This is a genomic window from Gardnerella sp. Marseille-Q9691, from assembly GCF_046507715.1.
In the GTDB taxonomy this organism is placed as follows: domain Bacteria; phylum Actinomycetota; class Actinomycetes; order Actinomycetales; family Bifidobacteriaceae; genus Bifidobacterium; species Bifidobacterium greenwoodii.
In genome coordinates, this window is sequence record NZ_JBKFXI010000002.1 from 286,041 (window position 1) to 303,942 (window position 17,902).

The following is a 17,902-nucleotide window of genomic DNA, read 5'->3' on the forward strand; positions in this document are numbered from 1 at the left end:
TTACGAAAAGTTTTTACTTTACAGTTTTACTTTCCGATTTTTATTTTTTATTTTCCAGTTTTACTTTCCGGTTTTACTTTCCGGTTTTAATCGATTGAATTGACTTGTTAATTTTGCCAACCAAATTTTGCGGAAGTGGAGCCGTTCCAGCAGCAGAAGAAGCAGCATTCTGACCTTCCGCGCTAGTTACGTAGCTAAGCCAAGACTTCACAAACTGTGCAGTTGAGGCATCCTTATAAACCGGGCAGGAAATATCGTAAGAAATCAACACAATCGGGTAAGCACCCTTAGTTTGCGTATTATGATTAATTTTCATAACAACGCGGTTAGGATACTTTGCCGAAATATCAGAATCAATCTCGGAATCAGCCAAAGTTTGCGAAGCCGCTTCAGGAGAAATCTCATTATAAGTATCCCCCACCTTCACAGCCACAGTGCCAAGCTTTCCAACTTGCGAAAAATCAGCGTAACCAATAGCACCGTCAGCCATGCGAACTGTTGACACAACACCGGAAGTGCCTTTTGCGCCTTGACCGACGCTGTTTGGCCAGTTTTCGCTAAGATCATGCGACCAATCGTCCGGAGCTGCATCCTTCACGTAGCTTAAGAAGTTCTGCGTTGTGCCAGACTTATCGGAGCGGTGAACCACGGTAATTGGAGTGTCTGGAAGCTTTAGCTTAGGATTTTGCGATTTAATTGCATCGTCATTCCAGCGCGTGATTTTGCCGTCGAAAATTTTAGCAATCGTAGAAGCGTCCATATTTATGTGTTTTCCAGCATCCGAAACGCCTTTTAGATTAAAGATTACAGCGATTGGAGATACATATACTGGAACGTCAAAAGCTGTAGTGCCATTTGCACAAACCGACTTTGACTTTTCTATCTCGTCGTCGCTTAGCGATTTATCGGATCCAGCCCATGCTGTGGCTCCCGTCATAAAAGTAGTTACTCCTGCACCAGAGCCAGTTGGATTGTAGGCGATTTTTACACCGCTGTTTTTGCCTTGGAATCCTGCAATCCACGCTTCTACTGCAACCTGCTGTGAGGAAGCTCCCGAGCCTTGGAAATTGCCGGAAATTTTTGCATTCTGCGCGCCAGTTGCGTTGTTGTTGTCTGCAGGAACATTGTCTCCGCAAGCAGCACAGGTTGCACACAAGCCGAAAGTTAGCGCTGCCGCAGCAATACTACGGAACTTAAGTGCGCTTTTATTCGTATTTACTTTGATCGTATTTACTTTAGTTGTATTTACTTTAGTTGTATTCACTTTATTCATATTTGACTTATTCATATCGTTACGCATATTCTTCTTTCCTTTCGCGAAGAATTGCCTTGCGCCCCACCACATTTTCGCGTTCCTATAGCCGTATTTGCGAATTGGGCGCATTTTCTTAACTTAATCCCTATCTTTTTTTATTAACGCAACCATCATAAATAGGTGGGTTAAACCGCACCGGCAAAAATAAAGTGTGTACTAAAAATGGCGGTATTTGGCGCTAGATTTAACGCGACTTAAGCAAAATGAAGGTCGGCGACCATATCAGCGTGTCGAAATGCTACAAATTGCGAAGAATATTTACCGTAATTTTTGCAGCAGTGTCCGCATATTCGGAAATATCAAAAGTGTGAAAATCCTCGTATTTTGTATCCGCATTATCGCTCATTGCGCGCACAACAAGTGCAGGAACGTCGTTACGAGCAGCCACATGCAAGACTGCTGCGCCTTCCATTTCCACAGCATCCGCTTGAGTAGCTGCAATTACCTCCGCTACTTTTTCTGGCGAATCAACAAAATATCCGCCAGAAGCAATAGTGCCAGCAATATGTGTAATTTTCATATCGGTAAGCACTTTAGTAGCTACTATAAGAAGATAATCATCCGAATGAAATTCGCTTGCAAACGGCTTCCATTGACCGATTAAGCGCATATCGGTATCGAGATATTTTACAGTTTTTCCAAGAACAACATCGTTTGTATGCAAATTTTTATTAAGATTTCCTGCAATACCAGAAAAAATTACGGCTTGAGGATTATATGCGTCAATAAGATATTGCACAGTTGCAGCAGCATTTACTAAGCCCATTCCGCCAACTGTAGCCGCGACTTCGATTTTGCTACCATCTGCAGAATTGAGAGTGCCGCAAGATACGTTAAGACTTGCAGACTGATTGTGACTCACGTTTTCAAGCGCACTAGCAATATGAGCAACTTCCTCATCTAAAGCGCCAACAACAGCAACTTTAGTAATTTTCTCAGTATTAGACATTAAGAATCATCCTTTTTTTACTTCGCCACTTACGCATTTATCGTTATTCTTAACCAAAAACACGCATACTAAAGTCATAATAACAAAAGTTAAAGTAGCAATCTTCAGCAATGCGCCGCACGTAAAATCAAACCACGGATTCGTAATAGGAACATTGAAAAACGCAATAATTTGATTCTGCAGAGCAAGAAAAGCGACAAATCCAGCTATAAGAAGCACGCAAACTAAAGTGCCAACAATGCGACGCCATCCGCGAGTAAAAATAAGCAAAACGATTCCAGTTACAAACGGCATAAAAATGCTAAACCACAATGCAGAATCAGTAACAAGCGTGTACCCTGCGCTATGAGTGCCACGATACCACGCAAAAGCAAGTAAAATAACGCCAGTGGCAATCAAAGCGAACAGCACATATTTCACAATCGGAAACGCTTTACACGCAAAACCTTTATTCGCTTTATTCGCTTTATTCAAGTCTTTGTTATACATTTCAACACACTCCTTTGTACGCAAAATATAGTTCAAAACTTAACTGGCAAATACAGTAAAATATAAGCCAGGTAGAAGTAAATTGAGATTATCTTACTACAATCTCTAATCTTTAATCTCTAATCTCTACGGCGTGTTGCAACGGACTTCGCTAAAGTTCTTAACAAATCGGCAGTATCTTCCCAAGAAATACAACGATCCGTAATAGACTTGCCGTATTCAAGCTCACTAAGAGGAGCAGGATCCTGATTGCCGCCTTGCAAGAAGCTCTCCATCATAACGCCCTTAATGCCCTGCTCGCCAGCAGCCAAACGATCCGCAATCTCGCGCACAACTTCAATCTGGCGATGCTCATCCTTGCCAGAATTACCATGCGAGCAATCCACAACCACGCCGTTAGAAGCCACGCAACCAGTGCCCAAACGCAAACGAATTGAAGCCACAGCAGAAGCAACCGACGCAGGATCATAATTCGGACCCTTACTAGATCCGCGCAAAACCACGTGGCAATCCGGGTTACCAAGAGTCTGCACAGCACAAGCACGACCAAGATGATCAATACCAAAGAACGTATGATGCTGGCTCGCAGCCAAGCAACCATTCACAGCCGCAGAAACAGAACCATCCGTAGCATTCTTAAAACCAACCGGCATAGAAAGACCACTAGCAAGCTGACGATGAATCTGAGACTCCGTATTACGCGCACCAATCGCACCCCAGCTCACAGCATCCGCAATAAACTGAGGGCTAGTCGGCTCCAAAAACTCAGTAGCAGCAGCCAAGCCAGCATCCAACACGCCGAGCAAAGTCTTACGCGCAAGAAGCAAACCCTTATGAATATCATGCGTTCCATCAATATCCGGGTCGTTAATCAAACCCTTCCAGCCAAGAGCTGTGCGCGGCTTTTCAAAATACACGCGCATAACAATAAGAAGCTCACCCTCAAGCTCCGAACGCAACTTAGCTAAACGACTCGCGTAATCAAGAGCAGCCTTAGGATCATGCACAGAACACGGGCCAACAATAACCAACAAGCGATCATCGTCGCCATTCAAACAGCCACGAATCTCATCGCGCGACTGCGCAACAATATCCTGCGCATACGGCGACAACGGCAGCTCACCAAGCACCTGAGCAGGAGTCGGCAGCGGCTCAAGCTCCAACACGCGGCGGTTAATAATGCGATCCACACCAACCTGGTCTTCCCAGCGCTGGAACTTCGCGGAGTTAAGAGGGTTGCGCCCCTCCTCAACCTCCTTCTTTACCGCGCGAGAAGTACGCTGCTCAGCTGTAGAAGACATTTGTTCACCATCCTATAAAACAATGCTTGGTGTAATCGGTGGTTGTGAGGAGAGAATCAACCTAACTTGATGTGGTCGGTGTTTGCATCTTGAAATAAAGATGCAAACACCGCCGAACTCGCGCAGAGAATCTAACCTAACTTGATGTGGTCGGCTTGTGCCGTTTGCCGGCACAAGCCGCCGCGCTTGCGTTGGAAGTCCACTGGACTTCCAACTTTAAGCAAGCGCGGCACTTTGAAGTAGCTTAAGCGCCCAATGCGCTTAAGCTAGGCCAAAGCGCCCATTGGATCCCACGCCGGCAAAACGATTGCTGGCTCTTCCAGTGCTTTGCGATATTCCGCCGGAAGCAGATTCTTCGGCACTGCAACTTCATACACGTACTCAGTGAACCAATCGTCACTCATCGTAAAGTAACCCTTATCCGCAATGTCAGTGCCCCAAGAGTTCTCCACGCGCCAACGGCGAGTAGTCGTGCCGTCATCAGCAACATCCACGCCAGCAAAAGCCATAGCGTGATTCATTGCAGAATCAGCAAAGCGCACGCGCTCTTCCTTATCCAAATCAAAATCAACGCCATAAACGCGGCCATACTCAAACAAATCAGTAGCCCAAGCGCCATTTTCGCGATCCATCATAGGATGGCAATCAGCACCAAACCAAACTGGAATGCCCTTCTCAACCAAAATCTTACGCACGCAATCCTTCATAAACTGGTTTGGTACGTTCAAATACTCGGTTGCGTCTCCGCCAGCAACATTACCCAAATGCTCAATAGCAATCTTCTTGCCCTTAGGATGCTCAGCACGAGGATCGTCAACCAAGCACACATAATCCTCAAGACCAGCGTTCACGTACTTCTTCCAGAACTCAACTGGCGTAATCTCACCATCGCGATGGAACTTGCCGTCGCTATCAGTCCACTCCCAATCGAAGCTCTTAGGTGGCTCACCCAAGTGAATTGTCAAAATCCTGTGGCCTGCAGCAGTAGCGTCCGCAATAATCTCATCAATTTCAGTAGCATTAGCATACATATGAGCTACAGCAGTGTGCAAAAGCGCACGCAACTGCGTATTCATAGCGCCAGTATTCTTAGAAGAAGCGGTTTCTGGGAACAAATCTTTAGGAACAGCACCATACTTCTTGTAAACGTTCATAGCCATGGTCCACTGGCCGCCATCGCCCATAACATCATGCAACAAATGCTGAATCAAGCGAGAATCTGAAGGCTCGCCCGCGCGAACCAAAGCCGCAACATCCTTCAAGAAGTAGTTAATTCGCTCAAGCTTGTCGTAGTACATTGCGTAGTTCTGAGAAAACTCAAATTCCTTCAAACCAAGCGACTTTTTAGCAATAAAACGAGCAACGTTCAACGAGCTAAACAGCCAGCAGCGTCCAGAATGATCCTGATGCGTAGCATCACCGTTGTCAACAATCGTGGAAAAACGACGCTGCAACAAGCGAGCGCGGTCATAATTACGCGCAACCTTATCAATACCAGCAGCAGTTACACCATTCATAGCCAAACGGTTCAATGGGTTTGCATCAAAATCCTCACGCAAACCTTGCAATGCTTCATCAGTTAAAGCGGTGATCTCAGTCACTATTCTTACCTTTCCTGTTAATTATTTAGTTAAATTTGTTTAGAAAATTTGTTTAGAAAACTTATTTTACTAATTTTCTTGAGATTCGTCAGATTCGTTAGATTCTTCAGATTCCGCCAACGCAGCCTGAACATCTCGCTGAGCCTGCTTTGCTTCGGCAGAAGATTTCGCATCCGAAGAATTGTCAACATCGTCAGAAGCCTGCTGAACAGGCTGATCCGGCTGAGCATCTCCAAAATCAAAACCAGAGAACGCGTTTGCAAACAGCGAGCGCAATTCCGTAACTCGCTGCGTAATAGTTGCCTCGCGATGCTGCAATTGGCTCAAGCGCGCAGTCATACCATCTAATTCCTGCTGAGCTGCAGCCCTACGCTCTTCAACCTGAGCAGTCGCCTCCTGCATAGCTTTGCGCACAATATCAGCAGCCTGATTATCCGCAGCCTGATGCGTTTGTGCCGCATATTCGTCAGCTTCCTGATGCACGGTTTTCGCACGAGCCACCAAAGCATCGGCTTCTTCTTGAGCTGCACTCTCCTTTTCCTTCAAACCGGAAAGCAAAGCGTCAACCTTCTTCGTAGCTTCTTCCTGCTGGGAGGCAATATCTGCACGAATCTGCTCAACTTCTGCACTAACTTGGCTTAACGTACGCGTGCGCTCAACTTGAGCATCATCCGCAATTTCCTGAGCTTTTGCGCTAGCTGCATCCGTAATTTCGCCAGCCTTACGCTGAGCATCCGCCATCATCTTAGAAGCATGCTCGCGCATATCTGCCAACTTTTTATTCGCTTCTGCCAATGCAGATTCGATTTGATCGTTAGTTTCAGCCTTTGCGCGTGCAATTTCTTCGTTTGCTGCCGCGCGCTGTTCTGCAATTTTTTGAGCAGCTTCCGACTTAAGTTGCGAAATACTGCTTTCTTGCTGAGCGCGCTCAGAAGCCATGCGCTTAGTGTGCTCCTCTTGAGCATTTTGTAAAGCTAATTCTGCAGCATCTTTTTGCGCTTGAACGTCTTTTGCTGTAGTGTCGCGCAAACGTGCAGAATCTTCTTGAGCAGCTTGCATCATTTGAGTCGACTTTTGAGTAGCGTTTGAAAGCATTGTGTCGGCTTTAGTTTGTGCTTCCTGCATTAAGTGAGCTGCATCTAATTTAGCGTTATTAAGTAATGTTCCAGCCTGAGCTTGTGCATTCTTTTTGATTGACGCAGCATCCTGCTTTGCGCGCTCAAGTAATTGCGCACTGGTTTGTTCTGCAGAAGCCAGTAATTGTTGCGCATTTGCACCCAAAGATGCGAAAGTATTTCCGCTTTTTGCGCGTTTTACATTATTTTTTTCTTCTTGCAATTGAGCTTGCAATTGCAAAATTGATTCGTCACTGGAACGCACTTGTTCACGCAAACGCGAAATTGTACGCTCATAGTTAGCAAAGGCCTCATTTACCTTGTCTTTATCGTAACCACGCAACGCGGTTGGGAATAAATCCGTTGCCATAATATTCCTTTCACAAGCCCCCAGTAAGCTGCACCGACTGTGTGCCTACGCCATCAGCATCAACGCTATCACTTAAGAGCGCAAAATACTCGTGTGTTGCGCACGTTTTTGCTAAGCTCACACAACTAATTTATCATCACCTAATTTAGTAACAAATAATTTAGTAATAACTACTTTAGTAACATTCCTTCTGCAGAAGGTTGCATATAATATCTGACTGCTTCATGCACAATATCTTGCCCTGCTTCAATCTGCTGTTTTAATGGCAAACCGTTTCTAGCATCGTGCGAACTTACTACCGGAGGGAAACTCACAAAACCGGCAAGAACATGCTTATTATCTTTAGCTGCCCAGTGCAAAAGCTGATAAAACAAAGAATTACACACGTACGTTCCTGCGTCGGAGCTTAAATTAGACGCAATTGAGTCGTGAGCAAAACGCTGCAAAATCATTCGCAAAGGCAGCCTCGTCCAGTAAGCTGCAGGACCATCTTTAACAATCGGCATTTTTTGCGGGCGACTATTATCTACATCCGGCTTTTTAGCATCAATAACGTTAGTTGCGCATCTTTCAAGTTGCACGCCTCGCGCAGTGTGCTTTGTGCCAGTGGCGATTACAATATTTGCCTGCTCACGCTCAATTGTTTCTAATAATTTAGGCCAAGCATTCGCAAAACTAATCGGAAGCATAACAGACGTTACTTTTACGCAAATATCTTCAGAAGGCTGCATTTTAGCAAGATTTTCCGCAGATTCTAGTGCAAATGGCACTTCGTAAGAAGGGTTGACTTCTAAATCTGCGTATGGACCAAATCCTGAAATTACAACGTTAATTTGATTCATAATATTAGCCTACTTTCTGAAGATTTTAGCTACTTGTCTAGTATTACAAGCGCAAGAAGTCTGCCTTCATGCGATTTTCCAGCAAGTTGCGCGCGCCTATGCGAATACCACAGAGGATTTTCCAAAGTGCACATTGGGTTTTGCAAATTTTGCAAACGTTCCGGCAAAGATTCTCCTTCACCGTCTACTTCGCAAATTGTGCGCAATTCTTCATCTTCCTGCAAATATTGCGTTGCTGCATAAACTCGAGGCAAAGCGTTAACAATATTTGCAACTCCTGCGAGAGCCAAATCGATTCGAGCAGCCTCAGCAATATCAATACCTAAGCCGCCGAAACGAGTTTTTGTTACGGTTTGTGGGTAGCGTTTTTCAAAATCGAGCGCAATACTTTCGCCGACTTCGTAGCAGTTGCCGCAAATGCATGGTCCTAAAACCGCATTTATTCGCGAGCGTTCAGCACCTTTTTCGCACATTGCTTCAATAGCAGAATCAAGAACTCCAGCCATTAATCCTTTTCTTCCGCAATGCGCTGCAGCGATTACTCCAGCTTCGTCGTCCGCAAGTAAAACAGGCAAGCAGTCGGCTGCAAACATTCCCAAAGCAAGCGAGTGTGCTGTAGAAACTTGCGCATCTGATTCAATACGCAATTTGGAATCCGCAAAACCAGTTGCGTCGAATCCGTAAGGCGTATTCCATGAATCAACTACAGTATCCGCGTCAAAAACTTCATTTCCGTGCACTTGAGCAACCAAAGATAAGTCCGCTTGTAACGCACGCTGTAACGCTGCGCGATTGCTTGCAACAGCTTCCTCATTATCTCCTGCACGTCCGCCTAAATTAAGCGAAGCAAATGAACCTTCAGAAATACCGCCCAATCTAGTAGTAAAAACTGCGTGAGTACGAGCTCCTAATGCAACTGGAATAGTTACAGGAATTGGCTTGCCTTCGTTATCTTCATGCGGCAACGGCATGCCAGTTACGCTTGTTTGTTGCATATGTTACTTTCTTTCACCCTAAATAAGCCAATTCTTCATTGCTTAAGTTCAAATCTGAAGCTTTTAAGCTGTCGAGAATAGTTGCAGGCCTGTGCGCTCCTGGAATCACAAATACGTGCTCACCTTTTGCAAGCTCCCAAGCCAAAACTACCTGCTGATAGCTTACGCCATGATTCTCGGCAACTTTGCGGAATGGGTCAAAAAGATGGTCGTCATACGGATGACGGAATCCACCTAATGGACTCCAGCAAACGAAAGCAATTCCAAGCTTTTCGCAATATTGCAAAGTATCTTCGTTTTCTAAATGAACCGGCGAATACTGGTTTTGCACAGCAACTAACTTATTTCCTAAAATATTGCGCGCAATATCAATTTGTTCCACGGAAGCGTTAGAAATTCCGATTTCTCGAGCAACTCCTTCGTCAAGCAGCTGCTGCATTGCTTCAATGGATTCATTGTATGGAACTTCCGGATCCGGCCTATGGAAGTAAAGCAAGTCAATAGTGTCAACGCCTAAAGCCATTGCAGACTCTTTTGCGTGACGGATTAAATGCTCCGGCTTGCCATCCTTGCCCCACGTTGGGCGGCCATCCGTAAAGTTACGGAAGTGACCAACTTTTGTTGCAACTAAAATAGAAGATTTATTGCCCTTCCAGCTTTCTAAAGCCTCACGAACAAGCTTTTCTCCAGTTTGCTCCTCACCGCCAGAGCAGTAATACGCCCATGCGGTATCAATATGCGTGCAGCCAGCATCAAGAGCTGCATGAATGGTTTCAATGCCCATACTGTGTCCAAGATTGTTTTCGATTGTAAGCGGCATTTCACCAAAGCCAATGGCTGTTGTGTCAAACGACCCCAGTGCACGATGCATAACCATATTTACCTCTTATCTAAACAGTTTTAAAATGCCTCCAAATGCAAGCGCAATTTGAAGGCATTTCGTAAGTTATTAATTTATTTATTATCTATTAGCATTTGCTTTTCGATAATTTTATGCGATTAATCTTCCTCAAATGGGTCAAAATCGCGGCGCACGCGGCGACGAGGACGCTCGGTACGCTCTTCGCGAGCAGAACGATACTCATCATAGTGATCGTCATCTGCAGCGTAGCGAAGATTGCGATCGGAGCCACGGCGAGCTTCCGAATTGCGTCGGCTATTGCGCTCGTCGCGATCTGCACGGTCGTCACGATCTGCGCGATTATCACGATTGTCGCGCTCGTCATAGCGGTCATCGCGATGAGAAGACCTGCGAGGACGATCATCAAAATCGCCGTCAGCGTAACGGTCGTCGCGTTCCGAACGATCTGCACGATCCGAACGACGATCATCTCGACGAGAATTGCGATCTTCGTAACGATTGTCACGATCGGAATAGCGGCTGTCACGGCTGTCGCGATCGTCACGATCATCTCGATCATCACGCATGCGACGACGTGGACGATCATCTCTATCCGAACGATCACGGCTGTCGCGATCATCTCGACGGCCACGTCCACCGCGGTAATCATTACGAGAATCACGATCGTCACGCGAACCGCGGCCACGATTTTCGCGAGGAGACGGAGCAGAAGATTCCTGATCTTCAAAACCTGGAATTGCTAAGGAAATCTTGCCGCGCTCATCTACGCTTTGAACGATAACCTCAACATTATCGCCTTCCTTAAGCACATCTTCCACAGTGTCAATTCGCTCACCATTAGCCAAGTTACGAATTTGCGAAATATGCAGCAAACCGTCAGTTCCAGGAGTCAAATTAACGAAAGCACCAAAGCTCGTAGTCTTCACAACCTTACCTGTGAAAGTTTCACCGGCCTTTGGAACGCGAGGATTTGCAATAGAATCAATGATTTCCTTTGCTTTCTGAGCAGCTTCGCCGCCTTCGGAAGCAATATAAACAGTACCGTCATCCTCAATAGCAATCTCAGCACCAGTTTCTTCCTGAATTTGGTTAATCATCTTGCCCTTAGGACCAATGACTTCGCCAATCTTATCAACAGGAATTGTGGTTGTAATAATGCGTGGAGCGAATGGGCTCATTTCTGCTGGGCAATCGATGCACTCGTTAATAACCTCAAGAATAGTTGCACGAGCCTCGTGAGCCTGCTGCAAAGCGGCAGCCAAAATGTCTGCAGGAATACCATCGAGCTTAGTGTCGAGCTGCAAAGCAGTAATGAACTCGGAAGTACCAGCAACCTTAAAGTCCATGTCTCCAAATGCATCTTCAGCACCGAGAATATCAGTCAAAGTCTTGAAGATGTGCTTTCCATCAACATCTCCAGAAACCAAGCCCATAGCAATGCCAGCAACTGGAGCCTTCAAAGGAACGCCAGCAGCAAGCAGGGAAAGTGTAGAAGCGCACACAGAACCCATAGAAGTGGAACCGTTAGAACCAATAGCCTCAGAAACCTGACGAATAGCATATGGGAACTCTTCGCGACCTGGCAAAACTGGAACCAAAGCCTTCTCTGCCAAAGCACCGTGACCAATTTCGCGACGCTTTGGAGATCCAACGCGACCCGTTTCACCAGTGGAGTATGGAGGCATTTCGTAGTTGTGCATGTAGCGCTTAGTCTGTGGGCCAGAAAGCGCATCCACCTGCTGTTCCATCTTAAGCATGTTCAAAGTTGTTACGCCCAAAATCTGGGTTTCACCACGCTGGAAGAGTGCAGAACCATGAACGCGTGGAACAACGTCAACTTCTGCAGAAAGTGTACGAATATCGCGCAAACCACGTCCATCAATTCGGTAATCTTCCGTCAAAATACGGCGACGAACAATTTGACGCTGCAATTCTTTAAACGCGTTGCCGAGTTCCTTTTCTTTCTCAGCTTCGTCCATATCAGTGAATTCTTCTGCGATTGCAGCACGCACGCCTTCCTTAATTTCAGCGATGCGATCTTGACGAGGAAGCTTTTCTGCAATAGAAAGAGCCTCATCCAAGTCTTTGTGTGCGATTTCGTCAATACGCGCGTAAAGTTCGTCCGTATATTCTGGGAAGAGCTGGAATTCCTTGGTTTCCTTAGCTGCAATGCGCTTCAACTCATTCTGAGCGTCGCAAATAACCTTAATAAATGGTTTAGCGGCTTCCAAACCACCGGCTACAACTTCCTCATCCGGCTTAGTTTGACCTTCATTATAAATCAAGTTCCAAGCGTTCTTGCCGGCGCCAGCCTCAATCATTGCAATAGCAACATCGCCGTTTTCAATCACTCGGCCAGCCACAACAATTTCAAATACTGCACGCTCACGTTCGCTCCAACGTGGGAAAGCAACCCACTGGCCGTCAATCAAAGCCAAACGAACACCAGAAACTGGGCCTTCAAATGGCAAACCAGAAATCATAGTAGATGCAGAAGCCGCGTTCAAAGCGATTACATCGTAAGCATCGTCAGGATTAATAGACAAAATAGTTTCCACAACCTGCACTTCGTTACGAAGAGTGTGTGGGAACAGTGGGCGCAATGGGCGGTCGATAATTCGGCATGCCAATGTTGCTTCGTTAGAAGGACGTCCTTCACGGCGGAAGAACGAACCTGGAATCTTACCAGCAGCATACATCTTCTCTTCCACATCAACAGTAAGTGGGAAGAAGTCGTAATTTTCCTTCGGACTAGATCCTGCAGTCGTCGTCGACAAAATCATGGAATCGTCATCCAAGTAGGCGGCAACAGCACCGTCTGCCTGTTGTGCGAGTCGACCAGTTTCAAAGCGCAGCGTGCGCTTACCAAATGAACCATTATCAATAACGGCTTCTACAGCCTTAATTTCGGGACCCTCCACGGGTTCCTCCTTTTCTTAACTTACCTAATCAACCAACATGCGTAATAACATTGGCGCCTTCACGTTGTTATTATCCCTAACGATTTTTCGCAATCCTGCACGCCAATATTTCGTAGTGTTTTTTGTTTCGGTTACTTCAATCATCCGTATTCAGTTATGCTTCAATCTTAAATTATTTTAATCTTAAATTATTCTTCAATCTTTAGTTATGATTCAATTTTAAATTATGCTTTCAATTATGTATATACAAAAGCCCGAGCTTAAGCCCGGGCTAAAAGACTATCGACGCAAGCCGAGTCGTTCAATCAAAGAACGATAACGGTTGATGTCAACACGCTTCAAGTAATCGAGAAGACGACGACGATCACCAACCATGAGCAACAAGCCACGACGAGAATGATGATCGTGCTTGTGCTCCTTCAAGTGCTCAGTAAGGTCAGCAATGCGCTTGCTAAGCAAAGCGACCTGCACTTCTGGGGAACCCGTGTCACCCTCGTGCGTCGCGTATTCGTTGATAATGTTCTTCTTATCTTCAGCCGTTAATGCCACGGCGTCCTCCTTAATATCACTGCGCGGTGCCACAACCTTCTGTTGTAGCGCTCTCAATCCGCGGGCGTTACACGCCAAATCTCTATCATACAACCACTCGTCAACAAGTTATTATTGCTAATCAAAATTTGCAGTGCAAAATATTACATTGCGGTCATAAAGCCACCAAATAGCACAACTAGAATTGCCAAAACTTCAACAGCGTAAAACATAATAAAAGATGCCCAGCTGCGAGTTAGCACATTTAGACGCGATTTTTTAGGAATAACAACAAGCAAACCAACGAATAATACAGCAAAAACAGCCACAGCAAATCCTGCAGAAATAATGCCAAGATTAGCTGCGTTAGCAAGCCCAGATGCAGGACCATAAACTACGTAAGTTGAATACCAAAAACTCATACTCAGCATACACAAGCCTGCAATAAGCTGTTCAAAAGCTAGAAATACCACAAAAATAAATCTCCAAACCCAGCTACTTGATTCAATCAGAGCCATTGCAAGACTTGTAAAAGCAGCAACTGTAATAACCCAGGAAATAAAAACTACCCCTTGAGCAGACAGCCCTGCACAATGCGAAACAACCCACGACGTATATTGAACAGCAAGAGTGCGGCCAGCCCAATACGGTAGCACAATTGCAAGCAATAATATTCCTAAATATATCCACCAACGCTTAGGATTCGCATGTTTACGCGAAAAGTCAGCAATTGACAATTCCGTTTCAGGTAAATCTGAGCTTAAATATGCGTCTGATATTTCTTTTGCAGGCGCAGCATTTTCTGCATGCGCATCACTTTTTGCAGGCGCAGCACTTTTTGTGGGTGCAGCACTTTCTGCAGGCGCAGCATTTTCTGCAAGCACAGCATTTTTAGAAGATGTTGGGCGTCGTCTTACTTTTATTGGCGTAAAGCTTTTAGGACTCTCACTATGTTCATCATTCAATGTCATAAGATAATTCTCCTGCCAATCTTTAGCATTCGCCCAATCCTTCGCAAGTTTAAGCACACCTGCGTAACAGTAATAATACTTTATCAATACTTTATTATTGTATTCAATAACTCGCGCAAGAAGTAGTGCGCTTAACATGTTTGCCGTTTATGCCGACTGCTAGTCTCATTGTAAAGGCATGTTTTGCATGCGTTTTGCTTAAAAAGCGGCGTTTAGTCGCAAAAAATACGACAGGATATCATGGGATTTATTCATTTTATTGTCAACTTACTTAAGGATCCACGCTCCGCTATTGCAAGTTGGATTGCGATGGGTACAGCTCCAGCATTAGGCCTTATTTTTCTAATTGTTTTTATTGAAACAGGCGTAGTATTCTTCCCATTTTTGCCGGGAGATTCCTTGCTTTTTGCGGCCGGCTTCTTTGCAGCTCCCGATGCTCAAACCGGTCACAGCGCACTTCCTCTTCCACTGTTGCTTGCGGTTGTTTGGCTGGCGCCTATTATTGGCGATCAGTGCAACTATTTTATTGGCCATTTCTTCGGCCGCAAGATTGTAGAATCTGGTAAAGTTAAGGCGCTTACTCCAGAGCGCGTTGCTAAAACCGAAGCAATGATTGAAAAATGGGGTCCTTTAGCCGTATTTTTGGGCAGATTCTTCCCATTTATTCGCACGTTCATGCCTTTTATTTCCGGCGTATCCGGAATGCGATGGGTTCGTTTTACACCATTTTCTATTCTTGGCGGAATTATATGGTCCTCACTTTTCACGCTTCTTGGATACTTCTTTGGAAAGATTGATTTCGTACAGAAGAATTTTGAATTAGTGATTGTTGCTATTTTACTTATTTCACTTGTTCCAACTTTTATTGGCTTATACAAAGCACACAAAGCAAAAAAGGCATCTAAATAGATTGTGCTTACGACACTCATGCACACTGCACTATAAGAAATATTGTTTTTATACAAGATTTGTAGTACAGTGTGCAGAGTTGTCGTAAGATGATTTGTCTTAGACATTGGGGCTATAGCTCAGTTGGTAGAGCGCTTCGTTCGCATCGAAGAGGTCGTGGTTTCGATTACCATTAGCTCCACGAAGCCCACTGCATTCATTCCACCGCAGTGGGCTTTTTTATTCACTTAGCCCTATTGCGCACTTAATCATCTTCCTTGCTACTTTTATGCTTTTTGTAGATTATTCCAGCTCCAAGCGCCACGCATAACAATGTAACAACGATTATTCCAACATACGCAAGCACTACTAGAAGATTTGACGAGCTTCTTCCACTTGTGTTTTTATCGTTCAAATCGCTGCTCAAATCATTATTAGAAACTCCATTAGAATCTGCATTATTTTCATTATTTGCATTAGAATCTTGCACCTGAGAACTTGCTACATCATCATTTTTATTGTCTTTTTTACCCCCATTTTTCTTCTTTTCTAATGCAGAAATCTTTTTTAAACTGTGTGAAATCTGCACAACTTTCACATTGTTGTATCTTAACTCTGTTATGTTTCCTGCATAATCTACAGCTTTTACAAGAACATCGTGCGCCACACCATCAGGCTTCATTTTCAAAGACAGTACTGGCTTATTAGCCGACTTTCCTCGCCAAATATGCTTAGCTTTGCCGTCAACATTAAATGACACTAATTTCAAAGCCATATTATCTTTTGCGCTAATTCTCACTAATTTTCCATCTTTTTCAGTTTTGTAAACTGAATTTTTACGCATATCAAATGCTGTTGCAAGAGGAGCAAGATGATCTACAGTAAATCGCAAAGACGCAGAAGATGCGCGTAGCGCTCCGTTAGACTCACCTGCTACTCGCTCGTTAGAGGAATGATTACCTGCTTTGTCTACGGAATTAATTAACACTCTGTAATTTGCGTTATCCGCAAAATTGCGTTGGAAAATAGTGTATGTTAAACGAGGCCAACCGCGATCTGTGCTTACAGCTACAGAAAAATCGTTTTTGCTTAAGTTTCTTTCAACACCGTCTTGCACAACGCTTACTTTTGCAGGATACGCCAAAGAGCTTGCATTAACTTCTTCAATACGAACATCTTTCGCATGCTGCAACTGTTTGTTGTTCATTGCAGCAGTTGAACCATCTAATCTAAACGTTGAACCGGAGCTGTTAATAGAAAATTGCATACTTCCGTGAATTTCATGATTTACCACATCTTTTGCGCTCCACTGCAACTGATAAATATCGTCATCGTTTGGACCGCTATAAAAAGCTTCGTACTGGACTTTTGCACTGTTATTACTAAATTTTGCAGAAGCTGGATTTACGTTCTGACCACCGCGAACGCGATGCAGCCAGCACTTTACACTTTTTGGATTCAAATAATTATCACTAATAACAACCGTTGGTTTTACTTCACGAGAATAAGCTCCACCATTACTAACACCGGTAATTGAAACAGTTGGAATGTGAGTATCAATAACAAAATTGTCACTACGCGAAGAGCTGAAATTTCCCGACAAATCTTGAGCAGCATATTTAGCTTCCCAAGAAGCATCTTTATTAAACGAAATATCTGCATACCAAATGTTTGGGTGAAAACTGTCGTTTTTAAACTGTTGAGCAGTTAGATTAATAACTTGTTTTCCGTTTGCTTTAACAGTTGCTATTGGCGAAGAGTCTCTAAGAAGATAAGAAAAAGCAAAAGAATCATCGTCTACTATTACCCTAGCTGAACGATTTGCCTTAAAATATTTACCTCCGTAAACGGTATTGTTGTCGTAAATAACCTTTAACCGCGGTTCAGTATAATCAATAACCACAAAACGTGCAGAATCTATCATATTGCTACTTTGCGTTGAATCCGAAATATTTACAGCTAAAGCAGGAATATTTAGTATTGGCTCTTGAAAATTCATTTTACTTGTAGAAGATTTTGCTACACGAGTAATACTAGATGCCTTATTTTCGTTCTTTTTATTTGCATTACTACCACCCCATATGCGATGCGGCGCAATTGCTACGGACGCAATTCGCACTGAAACGTCGCGCAAATCGTAAATTCCGCAACTTTTCAACTCAACTTTTACTACTCCTACCGGATTAGGACGTAGTTGGTAACGGAAATTAACTAAAGACGACAACACTTCTGTTTTAGCCAACTCGGCTTTAGAATTAGCAACTTTGTAACGTCCAATATTTACATAAACTTTGTGAATACGCTTTAATGTTGACGCATCTATTCCGTCAACCGTAACGACTAGCAAAACTGGACGCTTAGTAAACATGTACTTACCTTTGGAGCGAACTGTTCTCTGGTTTGGTATAACAGAAATATGGCGTATGCGCAAATTGCGATCAGTGTTAATATTCTGCGTTTTTACATGGTTTTCTGTTGTTACACTAATATTCTTTGTTTGCGCGTAGGAAGCATTAATCGGCAGCAACACTGCAACAATACTCATAAAGAAAAATGCAGAAATGCAAATACCTGCAATAAATCTTGCTAAAAGTCTTTTAATAAGTTTATTAAAAGACATCTTTGCCTTCCCCCACAAAGAATGTTTCTGCTCAGCAAACCCTTCTCGATTTTGCTGTTTCATATGTTCCCCCTTTTGTTAATCCCTTATTTGTTTTATTTTTTTATTACTTTGCTGTTACTTTGTTCTACTTTT

Annotated in this window: 14 protein-coding genes and 1 tRNA gene; 2 read left to right on the forward strand and 13 right to left on the reverse strand. The window is 44.1% G+C overall.

The window, feature by feature from the left end; genetic code table 11:
* Window positions 1-73: 73 nt before the first annotated feature.
* The 12 genes from pstS to ACLD6A_RS04840 form a co-directional block, all read right to left on the reverse strand.
* Window positions 74-1,345: a phosphate ABC transporter substrate-binding protein PstS gene (gene pstS / locus ACLD6A_RS04785; RefSeq protein ID WP_410313731.1), complete on the reverse strand. Its 1,272-nt coding sequence runs from the start codon at window positions 1,343-1,345 to the stop codon at window positions 74-76.
* Between the two features lie 208 nt (window positions 1,346-1,553).
* Window positions 1,554-2,264 (reverse strand): 5'-methylthioadenosine/S-adenosylhomocysteine nucleosidase, encoded by a 711-nt coding sequence (mtnN, locus tag ACLD6A_RS04790; RefSeq protein WP_410313732.1) that lies wholly within the window; start codon window positions 2,262-2,264, stop codon window positions 1,554-1,556.
* A gap of 6 nt (window positions 2,265-2,270) precedes the next feature.
* Window positions 2,271-2,753, reverse strand: a complete 483-nt coding sequence (locus ACLD6A_RS04795; RefSeq protein ID WP_410313733.1) for a hypothetical protein — start codon at window positions 2,751-2,753, stop codon at window positions 2,271-2,273.
* A gap of 119 nt (window positions 2,754-2,872) precedes the next feature.
* A complete protein-coding gene (locus ACLD6A_RS04800; RefSeq protein ID WP_410313734.1) occupies window positions 2,873-4,054 on the reverse strand; it encodes a 3-deoxy-7-phosphoheptulonate synthase in 1,182 nt (393 codons plus the stop codon).
* Between the two features lie 266 nt (window positions 4,055-4,320).
* On the reverse strand, window positions 4,321-5,655 hold the full coding sequence (locus ACLD6A_RS04805) for a C1 family peptidase (RefSeq protein ID WP_004135780.1): 1,335 nt from the start codon (window positions 5,653-5,655) through the stop codon (window positions 4,321-4,323).
* Window positions 5,656-5,724: 69 nt separating this feature from the next.
* Complete coding sequence (locus tag ACLD6A_RS04810; protein WP_410296412.1) at window positions 5,725-7,140, reverse strand: cell division protein; 1,416 nt, start codon at window positions 7,138-7,140, stop codon at window positions 5,725-5,727.
* Window positions 7,141-7,310: 170 nt separating this feature from the next.
* On the reverse strand, window positions 7,311-7,982 hold the full coding sequence (locus ACLD6A_RS04815) for a pyroglutamyl-peptidase I (RefSeq protein WP_410313735.1): 672 nt from the start codon (window positions 7,980-7,982) through the stop codon (window positions 7,311-7,313).
* 29 nt (window positions 7,983-8,011) lie between these two features.
* Window positions 8,012-8,977: a polyphenol oxidase family protein gene (locus tag ACLD6A_RS04820; protein WP_410313736.1), complete on the reverse strand. Its 966-nt coding sequence runs from the start codon at window positions 8,975-8,977 to the stop codon at window positions 8,012-8,014.
* 13 nt (window positions 8,978-8,990) lie between these two features.
* The gene (locus ACLD6A_RS04825) at window positions 8,991-9,854 is read right to left on the reverse strand and encodes an aldo/keto reductase (RefSeq protein ID WP_410313737.1); all 864 of its coding nucleotides are present in this window, start codon (window positions 9,852-9,854) and stop codon (window positions 8,991-8,993) included.
* Between the two features lie 122 nt (window positions 9,855-9,976).
* Window positions 9,977-12,760, reverse strand: coding sequence for a polyribonucleotide nucleotidyltransferase (locus tag ACLD6A_RS04830; RefSeq protein WP_102694998.1), 2,784 nt, complete (start codon window positions 12,758-12,760; stop codon window positions 9,977-9,979).
* 279 nt (window positions 12,761-13,039) lie between these two features.
* On the reverse strand, window positions 13,040-13,309 hold the full coding sequence (gene rpsO / locus ACLD6A_RS04835) for a 30S ribosomal protein S15 (RefSeq protein WP_004109774.1): 270 nt from the start codon (window positions 13,307-13,309) through the stop codon (window positions 13,040-13,042).
* A gap of 143 nt (window positions 13,310-13,452) precedes the next feature.
* Window positions 13,453-14,259: a hydrolase gene (locus tag ACLD6A_RS04840; RefSeq protein ID WP_410313798.1), complete on the reverse strand. Its 807-nt coding sequence runs from the start codon at window positions 14,257-14,259 to the stop codon at window positions 13,453-13,455.
* A 240-nt stretch (window positions 14,260-14,499) separates the two neighbouring features.
* Between ACLD6A_RS04840 and ACLD6A_RS04845 the strand changes: the two genes are divergently transcribed.
* Window positions 14,500-15,168, forward strand: a complete 669-nt coding sequence (locus tag ACLD6A_RS04845) for a DedA family protein (protein WP_019260687.1) — start codon at window positions 14,500-14,502, stop codon at window positions 15,166-15,168.
* A 108-nt stretch (window positions 15,169-15,276) separates the two neighbouring features.
* Window positions 15,277-15,349 (forward strand) — tRNA-Ala (locus tag ACLD6A_RS04850).
* 63 nt (window positions 15,350-15,412) lie between these two features.
* Here ACLD6A_RS04850 and ACLD6A_RS04855 read toward each other — a convergent pair.
* Window positions 15,413-17,830, reverse strand: coding sequence for a hypothetical protein (locus tag ACLD6A_RS04855; protein WP_410313738.1), 2,418 nt, complete (start codon window positions 17,828-17,830; stop codon window positions 15,413-15,415).
* Between the last annotated feature and the right edge of the window lie 72 nt (window positions 17,831-17,902).

Bases quoted from the DNA above. Each gene is read 5' to 3' on its own strand.
- pstS (WP_410313731.1), bottom strand. From the start codon at position 1,345: ATGTGGTGGGGCGCAAGGCAATTCTTCGCGAAAGGAAAGAAGAATATG.
- mtnN (WP_410313732.1), bottom strand. From the start codon at position 2,264: ATGTCTAATACTGAGAAAATTACTAAAGTTGCTGTTGTTGGCGCTTTA.
- ACLD6A_RS04795 (WP_410313733.1), bottom strand. From the start codon at position 2,753: ATGTATAACAAAGACTTGAATAAAGCGAATAAAGCGAATAAAGGTTTT.
- ACLD6A_RS04800 (WP_410313734.1), bottom strand. From the start codon at position 4,054: ATGTCTTCTACAGCTGAGCAGCGTACTTCTCGCGCGGTAAAGAAGGAG.
- ACLD6A_RS04810 (WP_410296412.1), bottom strand. From the start codon at position 7,140: ATGGCAACGGATTTATTCCCAACCGCGTTGCGTGGTTACGATAAAGAC.
- ACLD6A_RS04815 (WP_410313735.1), bottom strand. From the start codon at position 7,982: ATGAATCAAATTAACGTTGTAATTTCAGGATTTGGTCCATACGCAGAT.
- ACLD6A_RS04820 (WP_410313736.1), bottom strand. From the start codon at position 8,977: ATGCAACAAACAAGCGTAACTGGCATGCCGTTGCCGCATGAAGATAAC.
- ACLD6A_RS04825 (WP_410313737.1), bottom strand. From the start codon at position 9,854: ATGGTTATGCATCGTGCACTGGGGTCGTTTGACACAACAGCCATTGGC.
- ACLD6A_RS04840 (WP_410313798.1), bottom strand. From the start codon at position 14,259: ATGACATTGAATGATGAACATAGTGAGAGTCCTAAAAGCTTTACGCCA.
- ACLD6A_RS04845 (WP_019260687.1), top strand. From the start codon at position 14,500: ATGGGATTTATTCATTTTATTGTCAACTTACTTAAGGATCCACGCTCC.
- ACLD6A_RS04855 (WP_410313738.1), bottom strand. From the start codon at position 17,830: ATGAAACAGCAAAATCGAGAAGGGTTTGCTGAGCAGAAACATTCTTTG.